The organism is Klebsiella sp. H-Nf2 (assembly GCF_002806645.1).
In the GTDB taxonomy this organism is placed as follows: domain Bacteria; phylum Pseudomonadota; class Gammaproteobacteria; order Enterobacterales; family Enterobacteriaceae; genus Klebsiella; species Klebsiella variicola.
In genome coordinates this window covers 1,088,636-1,102,112 of record NZ_PIBL01000001.1, presented here as the reverse complement: position 1 = coordinate 1,102,112, position 13,477 = coordinate 1,088,636, and the positions used below count along the sequence as shown (strand labels likewise).

14 protein-coding genes are annotated in these 13,477 nt (G+C 61.6%); 6 read left to right on the top strand and 8 right to left on the bottom strand.

What is annotated here, in order from left to right:
* Window positions 1–22 precede the first annotated feature (22 nt).
* Genes CWM58_RS05480 through CWM58_RS05460 form a run of 5 tightly spaced genes read right to left on the bottom strand, consistent with a single transcriptional unit; the run spans window position 23 to window position 4,953 of the window.
* The gene (locus tag CWM58_RS05480) at window positions 23–1,417 is read right to left on the bottom strand and encodes a GntP family permease (protein ID WP_197667060.1); all 1,395 of its coding nucleotides are present in this window, start codon (window positions 1,415–1,417) and stop codon (window positions 23–25) included.
* Window positions 1,418–1,461: 44 nt separating this feature from the next.
* Window positions 1,462–2,385, bottom strand: a complete 924-nt coding sequence (locus CWM58_RS05475) for a 3-hydroxyacyl-CoA dehydrogenase family protein (protein WP_100680468.1) — start codon at window positions 2,383–2,385, stop codon at window positions 1,462–1,464.
* 11 nt (window positions 2,386–2,396) lie between these two features.
* Window positions 2,397–3,578, bottom strand: coding sequence for an acetyl-CoA C-acetyltransferase (locus tag CWM58_RS05470; RefSeq protein ID WP_100680467.1), 1,182 nt, complete (start codon window positions 3,576–3,578; stop codon window positions 2,397–2,399).
* A gap of 9 nt (window positions 3,579–3,587) precedes the next feature.
* Window positions 3,588–4,244 carry a CoA transferase subunit B gene (locus CWM58_RS05465; RefSeq protein WP_008804553.1) on the bottom strand — a complete coding sequence of 219 codons (657 nt, stop codon included), beginning with the start codon at window positions 4,242–4,244 and terminating at the stop codon, window positions 3,588–3,590.
* A 1-nt stretch (window position 4,245) separates the two neighbouring features.
* Window positions 4,246–4,953, bottom strand: coding sequence for a CoA transferase subunit A (locus tag CWM58_RS05460; RefSeq protein WP_100680466.1), 708 nt, complete (start codon window positions 4,951–4,953; stop codon window positions 4,246–4,248).
* Between the two features lie 140 nt (window positions 4,954–5,093).
* Here CWM58_RS05460 and CWM58_RS05455 point away from each other — a divergent pair, with 140 nt between their 5' ends.
* Entirely contained in the window at window positions 5,094–5,984 is an 891-nt protein-coding gene (locus CWM58_RS05455) for a LysR family transcriptional regulator (protein WP_012541468.1), read from the top strand.
* A gap of 47 nt (window positions 5,985–6,031) precedes the next feature.
* Here the strand turns inward: CWM58_RS05455 and CWM58_RS05450 are convergent, their stop codons facing one another.
* Window positions 6,032–6,172 carry a hypothetical protein gene (locus CWM58_RS05450; RefSeq protein WP_002908189.1) on the bottom strand — a complete coding sequence of 47 codons (141 nt, stop codon included), beginning with the start codon at window positions 6,170–6,172 and terminating at the stop codon, window positions 6,032–6,034.
* Window positions 6,173–6,462: 290 nt separating this feature from the next.
* Here CWM58_RS05450 and CWM58_RS05445 point away from each other — a divergent pair, with 290 nt between their 5' ends.
* Window positions 6,463–7,371, top strand: coding sequence for a DUF535 family protein (locus CWM58_RS05445; RefSeq protein ID WP_100680465.1), 909 nt, complete (start codon window positions 6,463–6,465; stop codon window positions 7,369–7,371).
* An 82-nt stretch (window positions 7,372–7,453) separates the two neighbouring features.
* On the opposite strand, the gene CWM58_RS05440 is transcribed toward CWM58_RS05445, so the two are convergent.
* Complete coding sequence (locus tag CWM58_RS05440) at window positions 7,454–8,671, bottom strand: MFS transporter (protein WP_100680464.1); 1,218 nt, start codon at window positions 8,669–8,671, stop codon at window positions 7,454–7,456.
* Between the two features lie 205 nt (window positions 8,672–8,876).
* Entirely contained in the window at window positions 8,877–9,353 is a 477-nt protein-coding gene (locus tag CWM58_RS05435) for a winged helix-turn-helix transcriptional regulator (RefSeq protein WP_061154321.1), read from the bottom strand.
* Window positions 9,354–9,413: 60 nt separating this feature from the next.
* Here CWM58_RS05435 and CWM58_RS05430 point away from each other — a divergent pair, with 60 nt between their 5' ends.
* The 4 genes from CWM58_RS05430 to chrA all read left to right on the top strand — a co-directional run bounded on the left by CWM58_RS05430 (window position 9,414) and on the right by chrA (window position 13,466).
* The gene (locus tag CWM58_RS05430) at window positions 9,414–9,662 is read left to right on the top strand and encodes a tautomerase family protein (protein ID WP_004175772.1); all 249 of its coding nucleotides are present in this window, start codon (window positions 9,414–9,416) and stop codon (window positions 9,660–9,662) included.
* A 186-nt stretch (window positions 9,663–9,848) separates the two neighbouring features.
* A complete protein-coding gene (locus tag CWM58_RS05425; protein ID WP_224226179.1) occupies window positions 9,849–11,042 on the top strand; it encodes an MFS transporter in 1,194 nt (397 codons plus the stop codon).
* 128 nt (window positions 11,043–11,170) lie between these two features.
* Window positions 11,171–12,130 (top strand): chromate resistance protein ChrB domain-containing protein, encoded by a 960-nt coding sequence (locus CWM58_RS05420; protein ID WP_100680463.1) that lies wholly within the window; start codon window positions 11,171–11,173, stop codon window positions 12,128–12,130.
* The gene (chrA, locus tag CWM58_RS05415) at window positions 12,099–13,466 is read left to right on the top strand and encodes a chromate efflux transporter (RefSeq protein WP_100680462.1); all 1,368 of its coding nucleotides are present in this window, start codon (window positions 12,099–12,101) and stop codon (window positions 13,464–13,466) included. Before CWM58_RS05420 ends, chrA begins: the two co-directional genes overlap by 32 nt.
* The last annotated feature ends 11 nt before the right edge of the window (window positions 13,467–13,477 follow it).

Here is a 13,477-nt window from a genome sequence, read left to right as displayed (position 1 = left end):
TTATTACTCCTTCAATCGGATATCAGACAATGCCGGTCACATAGAACGTGGCAATGACAAACAGTACCGCGAGGCTTTTGATCACCGTGATGGCGAAAATGCCGCCGTAGGCCTGGCGATGGCTCAGGCCGGTGATCGCCAACAGGGTGATCACCGCCCCGTTATGCGGCAGGGTGTCCATGCCGCCGCTGGCCATGGCGGCGACACGGTGCAGGACCTCGAGCGGAATATTGGCGGCGTGGGCGGCGGCGACAAAGGTCTCGGACATCGCCGCCAGCGCGATGCTCATCCCCCCGGAGGCCGAGCCGGTGATCCCGGCCAGCACCGTAACGCTGATCGCCTCGTTTAACAGCGGATTGGGAATGGCCGCGAGGGCTTTCGACAGCACCAGGAAACCCGGCAGGGCGGCGATAACCGCGCCGAATCCGTACTCAGAGGCGGTGTTCATCGCCGCGAGAATAGCGCCGCCGACCGCCGTTCGGCTCCCCTCCGCCAGCCGGCCGCGGATATTGCGATAGCCGCAGACCAGCACCAGCACAATGCCGGAGAGCAGCGCCGCCTGTACCGCCCAGATGGCGGTGATTTTCCCCACTTCGGTGACGACAGGCTTCGCCAGACCCGGCAGGGTGAGCTCATGGCTGGCGCCGTACCACTGCGGGATCCAGTGGGTAAACAGCAGGTTCAGTACCCCCACTAACAGCAACGGGGCGATAGCGATCAGCGGATGCGGCAGATCGATGTCATCCGGGGTCTCCGGCTCATTTTGCAGGTCGGTCCCATAGCCTTCGCCGCTAGCCTGCGCTTTGCGGCGCTGACGCTCCAGCCACAGCAAACCGAAGATGATAATGAACAGCGAGCCGATAAGCCCCAGCCAGGGGGCCGCCCAGGCGTTGGTGCCGAAGAAGCTGGTGGGAATAATATTCTGGATCTGCGGCGTACCGGGCAGGGCGTCCATGGTAAACGAGAATGCCCCGAGGGCGACGGTGGCCGGGATCAGCCGTTTGGGGATCCCGCTCTGGCGAAACAGTTCGGCGGCGAAGGGGTAGACGGCAAAAGCCACCACAAACAGCGACACCCCGCCGTAGGTTAGCAGGGCGCACACCAGCACGATCACCGGGATCGCGTGGCGGCGTCCGAGGATGCGGATGGCGGCGGCGACAATCGACCGCGAGAATCCTGACAGCTCAATCAGCTTGCCGAACACGGCGCCCAGCAGAAACACCGGGAAATAGAGCTTCACGAAGCCGACCATTTTTTCCATAAACAGGCCGGTAAAGGCCGGGCCGACCGCGCCCGGGTCGGTGACCAGCACCGCGCCGAGGGCGGCGATCGGCGCAAAGAGGATCACGCTGTATCCACGGTAGGCCGCCAGCATCAGTAACGCCAGCGCGGCCAGGGCAATTATCACACTCATCACGACGTCTCACTCTCATTGTTATTGTAGGGGTACAGAACGCGATACTAGGGCTTCAGGGCATAGCGAAGCTGATGTTCCCGGCGCGACTGGATGCGCTGTTGCCGCGCCTCATCCCAGCGGTAAAAGCCTTGCCCACTGCGGGCGCCGGTGTTGCCTTGCGCCACCTTCTCCGCCACCAGCGACATCATCTCCGTCCCGCTGGCCAGCTCCGGCAGCAGGTGCTGGCAGATATCCTGGACCGTCGCCAGCCCGGTCATGTCCGCTGCCTCCAGCGGGCCGACCATCGCATAACGGCGGCCCAGCGAGGCGCGCATCACCTGGTCCACTACCTCGGCTGAGGCAATGCCGCTGTGGACGATATGCAGTGCTTCGCGCAGCAGGGCGAACTGCAGCCGGTTGCCGACAAAGCCCGGCGCGGCGCGATTGAGCACCACCGCTTCCAGCGCGCAGGCGGTGCAAAAGTCGCTCACCTGGCGCGCCAGATGGGGCAGTGTGGCGCTCCCGGGCACCACTTCCACCAACGGGATCAGGTGCGGCGGATGCCAGAAGTGGGCGATCAGCAGCCGTTCAGGGTGGCGCATGCCCTGCGCCAGCGAGTCCGGCGGCAGGCCGCTGGTGTTGCTGGCGATAATCGCCTCGTCGGCGATCAGCGTTTCCAGTTCGGCATACAGGGCGTGCTTCAGTGGTAGCCGCTCGGGGATCGCTTCTATCAGCAGCGTGGTGTCGGCCAGGGTATTCAGCGCCGGGGTGGGGGTCAGACGGGCCAGCACGGCGTCGCGGTCGGCGGGATCCTGCTGACCGCTGGCCTCCAGCTCGCGCAGGATGGCGCTGGCCACCGCCGGAACTTCGGCGAGACGCTGCGGATCGGTGTCATACAGGCGGACGGCGTGACCGTGACGAGCGAAATGACAGGCGATGCCGACGCCCATCAGTCCCGCGCCGAGTACCGCCAGGCGTGGTGTAAACATAGTGGCTCCTGTTAACGTTGTAGAGTCATGGCGATACCCTGGCCGCCGCCGACGCACAGGGTTGCCAGCCCTTTGCTGGCGCCCCGGCGCTGCATCTCATGCACCAGGCTGACGAGGATCCGGCAGCCGGAGGCGCCGATGGGATGGCCAAGGGCGATGGCGCCGCCGTTGACGTTGACCTTCTCGCTATCCCACTCAAGCAACTGACCGACGGCCAGCGCCTGGACGGCAAAAGCCTCGTTAGCTTCGATAAGATCCACCTCGTCCAGCGTCCAGCCGGCGCGCTGCAGCGCTTTGCGGCAGGCGCTCACCGGCCCGATGCCCATCACCGATGGGTCGACCCCGGCGACCGCTGAGCTGACGATGCGCGCCAGCACCGGTAGCCCGAGCGCGTGCGCTTTATCGACGCGCATCAGCAGGACCGCCGCGGCGCCGTCGTTCAGCGACGAGGCATTCCCGGCAGTGACGCTGCCGTCAGCGGGACGAAACGCCGGGCGCAGCTGGGCCAGCTGCTGCTCGCTGGTCTCCGGGCGTGGTTGCTCATCGTCAGTCACCATTCGCGGCGGCTTTTTGCCCTGCGGGACGCTGACCGGGACGATCTCCTCGCGAAAACGCCCGGCGGCGATGGCGGCCGCCGCTTTGCGCTGGGACCCGGCGGCAAAGGCATCCTGGCGCTCGCGGCTGATGTCGAAGGCATCGGCCAGATTCTCGGCGGTAATGCCCATGTGGTAGTCGTTAAAGGCGTCCCACAGGCCGTCCAGAATCATGCTGTCCTGCAGGCTGGCGTGGCCGAAACGCAGGCCATCGCGGGCGCCGTGCATCAGATAGGGGGCATTGCTCATGCTCTCCTGGCCGCCGGCGATGACGATCTCGGCGTCGCCGCAGCGGATCGCCTGCACCGCCTGCTGAACCGCTTTCAGCCCGGAGCCGCACACCAGATTGACGGTGACCGCCGGGGTGTCGATCGGCAAGCCAGCCCGCAGCGCGGTCTGGCGCGCCGGGTTCTGCCCGCAGCCGGCGGTGAGCACCTGGCCGAAAATCAGTTCGTCGACCGCCGCGGCGGGCAGCTGGCCGCGTTCAAGCAGGCTGCGCACCACCGCCGCGCCGAGGTCGACGGCGGAAAGAGGGGCGAAGGCGCCGCGAAAGCTGCCGACCGGAGTGCGTACTGCAGCAACAATGGCAATATCGGTCATGGTCTCTCCTTAGCTGAAGCGCATTTCGCGCACATCGTCGGCCACGATCAGTCGTCCCGCCGTTTTACGCATCACCTCGTCGGGGCTCACTCCCGGGGCCACTTCGCGCAGGACAAACGTGCCGTCGACAATGTCCAGCAGGGCCAGATCGGTGAGCACCCGGCGAATACAGCCCACGCCGGTGAGCGGCAGGGTGCACTGCGGCAGCAGTTTGGATTCGCCGTTTTTTGAGGCGTGGGTCATCACCACGATGATGTTCTGCGCGCCGGCTACCAGGTCCATGGCGCCGCCCATCCCCTTGACCATTTTTCCAGGGATCATCCATGAGGCGATGTTGCCCGCGACGTCGACCTCAAAGGCGCCAAGAACGGTCAGGTCGACGTGACCGCCGCGGATCATGGCGAACGACTGGGCGGAGTCGAAGATGGCCGCCCCGGTTTGCGCGGTGACGGTCTGCTTGCCGGCGTTAATCATGTCGGCGTCGATCGTGGCTTCGTCGGGAAATTCGCCCATCCCCAGCAGGCCGTTCTCCGACTGGAGCATCACCTCAATGCCGGCGGGAATGTAATTGGCCACCAGCGTCGGGATACCGATCCCGAGGTTGACGTAGTCGCCGTCGCGCAGCTCCTGGGCGACGCGCATCGCCATTTGTTCACGGGTCAGCATCTCAGTGCCCTCCGGCGCGCAGGGTGCGCTGTTCAATACGTTTTTCGAATTGCCCGACGATCAGCCGGTCGACATAGATCCCCGGGGTGTGGATGGCGGAGGGCGGCAGTTCGCCCGGCGGTACAATCTCTTCCACCTCCACCACCGTAATGCGTCCGGCGGTGGCCATCAGCGGGTTGAAATTCTGCGCGGTATGGCGATAAACCACATTGCCGTACCAGTCGGCTTTCCAGCCTTTGACCAGCGCGAAATCGCCGCGGATCGCCTCTTCAAGGATGTAGTGCCTGCCGTCGAACTGGCGCACCTCTTTGCCTTCGGCGACCGGGGTGCCATAGCCGGTGGCGGTGTAAAAACCGGGGATCCCGGCGCCGCCGGCGCGAATTTTTTCGGCCAGCGTTCCCTGAGGAGTGAGCTCAACCGCCAGCTCGCCGCTCAGCACCAGCTGTTCAAACAGCGCGTTCTCCCCGACGTAAGAGGCCACCACCTTGCTGATCTGGCGTGACGCCAGCAGCATACCGAGACCGAAGCCGTCGACGCCGCAGTTATTGGAGACCACCGTCAGCCCCTGCACCTGGCGACGCTGCACCTCGGCGATCAAGTTCTCGGGAATGCCGCACAGGCCGAAACCGCCGGCGAGCAGCGTCATGCCGTCCGTTAACCCTTCCAGCGCCGCTTCATAGCTGGCGACGCGTTTATCCAGTCCTGCCATCTTGTCTCTCCTGCCTTGCGATAGCCTTATCATTGGCGCTGGAGACTGATTTGATAATTTTGAATTTGTGACCCACTCATTTGGAATTTTAATTAATTTCCTGTTAACTAATTTTTTTCAATTAGTTAACAGGAAGAAAAATGAGAATGAGTGTCAAACAGTTACGCGCGTTTTTAGCGGTAGCTCACACTCTGAATTTCGCCCACGCCAGCGAAAGGCTCAATTTGTCGCAGCCAGCCCTCAGTTTGACCATCAAAGGGTTGGAGGAGGCGCTGGGCGGCGCGCTGCTGCAGCGCAGCACCCGCAAAGTGACCCTTACCCAGGAGGGGGAACTCTTTCTGCCGATGGCCCGTCAGTTGCTGGCCGACTGGGATAACGTCGAGGAGGCCATGCGTCAGAGCTTTACCCTGCAGCGGGGTAAAATTTCGGTGGCCGCGATGCCGTCGTTTGCCGCCAACGTCCTGCCGGAGGCGCTGAAGGCCTTTCGCGACCGCTATGCCGGCGTGAACGTCACGGTGCATGACGTGATTAATGAGCAGGTGATCGAGATGGTGCGCGAGGGGCGAGTGGAGATGGGCATTGCCTTCGAGCCATCGCCCACCCACAACCTGCTGTTTACTCCGCTGGCGGTGGACCGCTTCGTGGCGATCGTTCCCCGACAATCCCCGCTGGCGAAGAAAAAGCAGCTCACCTGGCAGGAGCTGTTGACCCTCGATTTTATTACCCTGCAGCGTCCCTCGGCGGTACGCTTGATGCTGGAGGAGGCGCTGGCGCGCAGCGGTCGCCAGCTGGACGTGGCGCTGGAGAGTCACCAGTTGGTGACGGTGGGAAGAATGGTGGCCAGCGGCCTGGGGGGCAGCGCGGTACCGGCGCTGTGTAAAACGCAGATGACCTCCCTGGGGGCCGTCTGCATCCCGCTCAGCGATCCGCCGATTGAGAAGTGCGTCGGCGCGATCCATGCCGGGCATATGCCTCTGTCAAAGGCGGCGCAGGCGCTGCTGGATACGCTGAAAGGGTTCTTGCCGACCTGAGCAGGCGGGAAGGGCAAAAAAAACCGGCCTGCTGGCCGGTTTGACAATCAGATTTTGCAGGCGTCGCCGCAATCGTCATCGGCAACGATCGCCTGCGCTTTTTTGTCCGCTTCTTCCAGACGCTCCGCGTTGCGTTCTTCTGCTTCATCCAGGCCGCTGAAGACCAGGTTGTCGAGATCAATTTCCATAAGTTACCTATCGTTGCTGGTTTTTAATCAGCGTCAAGTATAGGGCAAAACCGCCAGCGGATGTAGCCGCTCTCCGCGCCGAACGCACAGAGCGTTAAGTCGCTGAGCGCCAGGCTTCCCCTACCATAAATAACCGTTGACAGACTGGCGTTGGCTTTATTAATCACCAGGCAGAATGATTTCCTGTGTATATATTAAATGAAAGGACAACGAAGGAGTAATTAAGCGTTGACGAAAAGCTTTTATGTTAATATGCCCGCGATTATGGATGAATCTATGGATCTTAATCAATGGAACATACTGTTGCAGGCGCCATCAAAGAATGGCGTAAACATAATAAAGTGATCGGTCAGGTCAAAATAAACTATAAAAAAATTTTACGAAAATGCAGAGAGCTCTCGCTCGCAGGAGGTAAATACAGAGAATATCAAGAACTTTGTGCAAAATATCAGTGCGCGCGGTTGACCGCCGTGACCAAAGGGCTGGTGCCTTTCGAGGATAAACCGTTTAAAGCGTATCTCAATAAACGGCTGTCAAAACGACGCAAGCTGGATATTGCCCACGGTTCACTGAATTTTATTGAGAAAACGTTTCACCCTGATGTCCTGCCGCAGCTGTACAATGTGGCGGATTTTGGTCGCACGATGTTCTCTATTCCTTTGAAAAATGGCGATAATCTTGACGTTAAGCTGTTGGCGTCGCCGTTTCAGGAGGAGGGGGAGCTGATGCTGCAGCTGTTTCTCGGTGACCGGCGCGTCTATAGCGTCTGTTTTTCCTGTACCGACGATGGCCGCGCCTATATTGGCGGCATCCAGGGCGGGAAAGATATCACCAATGACGAAGTGAAGGTGCTGACTAAAGAGCTGCATGGCACGCGGCCGAAAAATATCATCATGAGCGTGCTGTATGGTTTCCTGCGTTATTTCAGCATCACCACCGTCTACGCGATCGATTCCGATTACCACGTGAAAAGCGATCTGGTGAAAGCCAGTTATTCATCGCTGTGGCTGGAAATGGGCGGTGAGAAACAGGCTCGCGGCTGGTATAAATTACCGGCGCAAGAGATCAAAAAAAGTATTGAAGAGGTGAAAAGTAAGCACCGCAGCCAGTTTATTAAGCGCGAAGGTGTCAAAGAGTTGATTCAGCTCGATATGGCGAACGCCCTGCAGCACATTACGTTGCGAGCACGGGTGAATTAACGCCTCTCATACGCTAGCCGGGCTGCAGGGGGCTGCTGTCCGGCTGGCGATTTCCTCTCTCCCCAGGTGGCTGTGCCGTAGGTTACTGCCCGCTCTCGCCGATTGGCGGTGACGCAGAGGCGGTGAGCAGCGGAGCGCTGCGCCACCATACCATCAGGGCGACAATCGCGATAACGCTCAGCACGCCGAAGGCGGTGGCATAGGAGTAGTGCCCGGCGATAGACCCGGTTAACGCCGGACTCATTGCCGCCCCGGCGCCCTGCATCAGCATCACCACGCTCTGTCCAGCGTTAACGTGCCCGCTGCCGCGCAGCAGCGAGACGATAAAGCTGGGCACCGCCACCCCCAAAATCCCTGCCGCCAGGCCATCAAGAATTTGCACCGGGACCATCATCGCCGGGGCGTCGCTGGACGCCGCCAGCGCCGCCCGGATGGGCATGATCAGCAGCGCCAGCAGGATGCATCGCCAGTAACCGTATTTGTCGATGCTGCCGGCGACCCGGATGGCCACCGGGATCATCACCACCTGCGAAATAATCACCGTGGCGGCGGCAAACAATCCGGGATTGAGGTGTCCGGGCGCGGTGGCGATCCGCATGCTCAGCATCGGCAACAGCGCGGCATTGGCGAGATGGAACAGCATCAGGGTTACGCCGGCGATCAGCAGCGGCGTATGGCGGAACAGGATGGCAAACCCCGGCAGGGAGGGCGTGGATGCCGCTTCGATGCCGCGGGCGGCGTCATCGTCGATATCGCCGCCGCGGATCGCCAGCAGGGCGACCAGGGTAAGCAGCGTGGTACAGGCCATCAGAATGAAAATGCCGCCGATGCCCCAGTACCAGGCGATAGCCCCGGCCATTAGCGCGGTGAAAAAATTCCCCGCATGGTTGAAGGCTTCGTTTTTCCCCATCTGGGCGCTAAAGCCGCGCTGTCTGGCAAGACCCAGGGTAATCCCGGCGATCAGCGGTCCGACAAAGGCCGCGCAGATGCCGCTGGCGACTTGCGAGAGGGCCACCACGCTGGTCTTCTGACTAAACCAGAGCAGCAGGGTGGTGAGGGTGATCACCAGGCAGACCCCGGCCAGCAGCAAGCGCTTATGCCGCGAGCTGTCGGTGATGAAGCCGGCGGGCAGGGTCGCCAGCAGGCCAGCGATACCGCCGACGGACATCAGCAGGCCAATGTCCTCCGCCTGCCAGTGACGCTGGGTGAGAAAGATCCCCAGAAACGGGCCGAGGCCGTCGCGCACGTCGGCAATAAAAAAGCTGGTCAGACATAAAGCCCGCAGAGAACGAAGCGACATTTTCTACCTTTAGCATGCGCGATCTGCGCGTCGGAATGGCCGGGTCGGGGTTACCGGATGCCTTCATCCTTTATCGCACAGTTCGATGAAACAAAAGTGTCCCGCGCTCGTCGGGTACCGTGGCTATGCAACATACCCGCTTGCGGCGGCTTTCGCCAGAGGCGTACGAAAGTTCTGTAGCGGCGCAACCGCGACCTTGTCAGGGTCACGCCTCAGGAGGATCAACCTCCCCGGCTTTGACGATCTGCAGGGCGGCGGGGCTCGCCACGGTGCCGCTGGCAGTAATAAACCCCGGATGGACGGCCTCGCCGCTGGCGCTGTCCACCAATGCAATATGCGGCGCGCTGTGCAGCACGTGCTGGTGGCCCCATTCCATCAGGGCGAACAGCACCAGCGCCAGGCTACGGCTTTTATCGGTCAGAACATATTCATACCGTTCGCGGGAGCCGGCTTCCCGGTAAGGCACTTTGCTGAGCAATCCCGTTTCGGTCATGGTTTTTAACCGGGTGGTGAGCGTCTGGCGGGTGATATGGGTGTGCGACAGCATCGTTTCAAAGCGCGTCACGCCGTAAAACGCTTCGCGGAGGATCAACAGCACCCAACGGTCGCCGAGGATTTTCGCCCCTTCCGCCAGGCCGCACAGCGCCGGGTCGAGGTAGGGCAGTGATTTATTTTTTGACATCGCGAGAATGACCTTCTACTCTGAGTTTGAATTTTAGACTTAGATGCTAAGGAGGATAGCGTGCCATTTGTTAACGTGCAAACCATTAAAGGGATCATGACCGCGGAACAGAAAAGTGAGCTGCTGCGACGGATGACCGATCTGCTGGTGGAGATTGAGGGGCAGGGCGATCCGCAGTTCCGTCAGTCCGTCTGGATCCGCATTGACGAACATGACCCGGAGCAGTGGAGTCTGGGGGGCGTCCAGCCGACGGCCGCGATGATCGCGGCGAAATTTGCCGCGGCGCGGCGCGACGGATCCCCGGAATAAAACGGGCGGCGAAGCCCGGCCCGGCGATCTGACGCAGAAGAGGGGCCAGATCGCCGGGTAATATTGCGATTCGCTATGGTGCAAAAGCGTATTTTGCGGCTAAGGTAACGGTCAGGGAACCCAACAAACAGGGCGCGATGCCAGACGGCCAGCCTGGCGCCACCCTCAAACCGGTGAAAACAACGGATGTCTACAGAACACATGCTGCCGCTGGCGGTGCAGAACAAAAATATCTTTCGCCTGGCTGCCGCTCAGGCGCTGGCCGGCGCCAACTCGGTGGTCTTCTACGCCACCGGCGCGATAGTGGGTAACGCGATTGCCCCCAGCCCGTCGCTGGCCACGCTGCCGATCACCCTATTTGTGCTGGGGATGGCGGCCTCCATTCTGCCTTTCGGCGCGCTGGCGCGAACGCGGGGCCGCAAAGCGGCGTTCAGGCTCGGCACCGGCGCCGGGATGGTGACCGGACTGGCGGCCGCGCTGGCGGTAGTGCTGAATTCTTTTCTGCTGTTTTGTCTCGCCGCGATGCTCGGCGGCGCCTATGCCGCCGTGGCGCTCAGTTTTCGTTTTGCCGCCACCGACGGCGTCGCCCCAGCGCGCCGGGCTCGCGCGCTGTCGCTGGTGATGGGCGGCGGTGTGGCCGCCGGGATCATTGGCCCGATGCTGGTCACCGGCACCATGCACCTCTGGCCGGCACATACCTTCGCCGTCACCTTCCTCGCTCAGGCGCTGGTTGCAGTGCTGGCCGCCTTTCTGTTGAGAGGGGTGACGCCGGCAGAGCCCACCGCGGCCAGCGTGCGCGGAGGGCGGCCGCTGCGCGAGATTGTCCGCCAGCCGGGTTTTGCCACCACGGTATTCAGCGGCGCGGTGGCCTATATGGTGATGAATTTTCTGATGACCGCCGCGCCGCTCTCCATGCATATGCACGGCCTTTCCCAGCAGGCCGCTAACCTCGGGATCCAGTGGCATGTGATGGCGATGTACGGCCCGGGATTTTTCACCGGCCGGCTGATCCAGCGCTTCGGCGCAGTGCGAATGGCGGCGGCGGGATTGCTGATCACCGCCGCGTCGGTGGCGGTCGGCCTGAGCGGTCTCGGCGTGTATCATTACTGGCTGTCGCTGATTTTGCTCGGCATCGGCTGGAACTTTGGCTTCACCGGGGCTTCGGCGAAAATCATCGATTTCCACCGCCCGGAAGAGAAGACCCAGGTTCAGTCGCTCAACGATTTTCTGGTCTTCGGCGTGATGATTGTGGGGTCGTTTTCGTCCGGGGTTCTGCTCAACGCCTTCGGCTGGAACGCCGTGCTGTGGGGCTCCCTGGTACCGGTTGGGGTGGCGTTGTTGACCCTGCTGCTGCGCCCCCTATCCCCACCCCGCGCTTAGCGCCTGGCCTGCCGCTACGTAGGCCGTCTTTTGCTTTTTTCAGCTATGCATTGCTGAAATTCATCTAACCCCGCGCGCGTAAAAACGTCACAGACGCTACATGCTGTAGTAATCTCTACAACATGACAATGCATCTCTTGATCCTTAACCTGACGACGTCTCAAGCCACGCTGCGCATGCGTGTCTGGCGAACCCTGAAGCAGAGCGGGGCGGCGGTCCTGCGTGACGGGGTCTATCTGCTGCCCGACGTGCGCCAGGGCTATGACACTTTCCTCAGCACCTGCCAGGCGATCCGCGCGGAAGGGGGGACCGGGTATGTTTTCACGATTGAGGCGGCGGAAGAAGAGGCGCTCAGGCCGCTATTCGATCGCCGCGAACAGTACGACGCGCTGTTGCAGGATCTGCAGGCGCTGCAGGGGACGTTATCCGCCGACGAACTGGCGGCTCAGCTCAAACAGCTGCGTAAAATTCAGCGTGACTATCGACGGATCGAGGCCATTGATTTCTTTCCGGGGGCCGCCCGGGAGCAAGCCGCTGAGCGACTGGCCACTATCGAGCAGGTCATTAATCAGCGGCTATCGCCGAACGAGCCGCAGTCGGTGGCGGGCGAACTGAGCCTGCTGGACAGAGGCGCCTTTCGCGGCCGGCTGTGGGCCACCCGCCGACGCCCGTGGGTCGATCGTCTGGCCAGCGCCTGGCTTATCCGGCGCTTTATTGACGACGAGGCGCGGTTCCTGTGGCTGGCCGCGCCCGAGACCTGTCCGGCGACGGCGGTCGGTTTTGATTTTGACGGCGCGCCATTCAGCCATGTTGGCACGCTGGTGACCTTCGAAGTGCTGGTCCGGCGCTTTGCGCTGGAGGCGGTGATCCCCGACAGTCTGGGGCGGTTGATCCACTTTCTGGACGTCGGTGGGGTACCGACCCCGGAGGCGGCGGGCGTGGAGAGTGTTCTTGCAGGGCTGCGGGAAACCATTACGGACGATGACCAACTGCTGGCGACAGCTTGCTCGCTGTTCGACGGCTTACTGAGGTCCTGTGAAATGAGGTCTGGCAATCATGAGCAAAACGGTCGTTCTTCCGCAGACTGACAGTCCTTCCATCGTCGCTTCCGTCTCCTTCTGGCAGGCATTTCGCTTTTGGCTCAAGCTTGGCTTCATCAGCTTCGGCGGGCCTGCCGGGCAGATCGCCATGATGCACCAGGAGCTGGTGGATAACCGACGCTGGATATCGGAAGGGCGATTCCTGCATGCGCTCAATTTTTGTATGGTACTGCCCGGCCCGGAGGCCCAGCAGCTGGCGACCTATATCGGCTGGCTGATGCATAAAACCTGGGGAGGCGTCATCGCCGGGGTGCTGTTTATTTTGCCCTCGCTGGTGTTACTCATCGCGCTGGCGTGGATCTACCTCGTCTGGGGAGATGTCGCGGTGGTGGCGGGGATTTTTTATGGCATCAAACCCGCCGTGGCGGCGATAGTATTGCAGGCGGCGCACCGCATCGGCTCGCGGGCGCTGAAAAATGGTGCCTACTGGGCTATCGCCGCCGCTGCCTTTGTCGCTATTTTTGCGCTGAACGTTCCTTTTCCGCTGATCGTCCTCGCCGCGGCGATAGTGGGTTTTATCGGCGGACGGTTGGCGCCGGCGATATTCGGCAAAGCGGACGCCCACCGTGCGCAGAGTCACCCTGGCGGAGCCGCCATCATTGATGACACGACGCCGATCCCGGCCCATGCCATTTTCAGCTGGCGGCGTACCTCTCAGGTGCTGATCGCCGGGATGCTGCTGTGGCTGGTGCCGATGGCCGCCCTGACGCTAATGCTGGGCTGGGCGCATCCGCTGACCCAGATGAGCTGGTTCTTTACCAAAGCCGCGCTGATGACCTTTGGCGGGGCATATGCCGTCTTACCTTATGTTTACCAGGGGGCGGTGACCCACTATGGCTGGCTGACGGCAGGGCAGATGATGGACGGCCTCGCCCTTGGGGAATCGACCCCCGGACCGTTGATCATGGTGGTGACCTTTGTCGGGTTTGTCGGCGGCTACACCAAAGCGGTGTTGGGTGTCGATGATGTGTTGCTGGGGGGCATCGCGGCGGCGTGCCTGGTGACATGGTTTACCTTTTTGCCCTCGTTCATCTTTATTCTCGCCGGCGGGCCGTTTATTGAAACGACCCATAATAAGGTGGGATTTACCGCGCCGTTGACCGCCATCACCGCCGCGGTGGTGGGCGTTATCCTGAATCTGGCGCTGTTTTTTATCTGGCATAGCGTCTGGGGACCGTCCGGTTTCGACCCGTGGTCCGCAGCCATTGCCCTAGGCGCCGCCGGGCTGCTGTTTCGCTATAAGTGGAAGCTGACCTGGGTACTGGCCGCCGCCGCCGCAGTAGGGCTTATCGTCCATATGGCGGGACTGTCCGGCGCAGGATAAGGTCGGCGTTG

What these genes read in the sequence shown, in the direction of transcription:
- CWM58_RS05470 (WP_100680467.1), bottom strand. Translation starts at nt 3,578, where the DNA reads ATGACCGATATTGCCATTGTTGCTGCAGTACGCACTCCGGTCGGCAGC.
- CWM58_RS05450 (WP_002908189.1), bottom strand. Translation starts at nt 6,172, where the DNA reads ATGGAAATTGATCTCGACAACCTGGTCTTCAGCGGCCTGGATGAAGCA.
- CWM58_RS05475 (WP_100680468.1), bottom strand. Translation starts at nt 2,385, where the DNA reads ATGTTTACACCACGCCTGGCGGTACTCGGCGCGGGACTGATGGGCGTC.
- CWM58_RS05440 (WP_100680464.1), bottom strand. Translation starts at nt 8,671, where the DNA reads ATGTCGCTTCGTTCTCTGCGGGCTTTATGTCTGACCAGCTTTTTTATT.
- CWM58_RS05445 (WP_100680465.1), top strand. Translation starts at nt 6,463, where the DNA reads ATGGAACATACTGTTGCAGGCGCCATCAAAGAATGGCGTAAACATAAT.
- CWM58_RS05460 (WP_100680466.1), bottom strand. Translation starts at nt 4,953, where the DNA reads ATGGCAGGACTGGATAAACGCGTCGCCAGCTATGAAGCGGCGCTGGAA.
- CWM58_RS05425 (WP_224226179.1), top strand. Translation starts at nt 9,849, where the DNA reads ATGTCTACAGAACACATGCTGCCGCTGGCGGTGCAGAACAAAAATATC.
- CWM58_RS05420 (WP_100680463.1), top strand. Translation starts at nt 11,171, where the DNA reads ATGCATCTCTTGATCCTTAACCTGACGACGTCTCAAGCCACGCTGCGC.
- CWM58_RS05435 (WP_061154321.1), bottom strand. Translation starts at nt 9,353, where the DNA reads ATGTCAAAAAATAAATCACTGCCCTACCTCGACCCGGCGCTGTGCGGC.
- CWM58_RS05455 (WP_012541468.1), top strand. Translation starts at nt 5,094, where the DNA reads ATGAGAATGAGTGTCAAACAGTTACGCGCGTTTTTAGCGGTAGCTCAC.
- chrA (WP_100680462.1), top strand. Translation starts at nt 12,099, where the DNA reads ATGAGCAAAACGGTCGTTCTTCCGCAGACTGACAGTCCTTCCATCGTC.
- CWM58_RS05465 (WP_008804553.1), bottom strand. Translation starts at nt 4,244, where the DNA reads ATGCTGACCCGTGAACAAATGGCGATGCGCGTCGCCCAGGAGCTGCGC.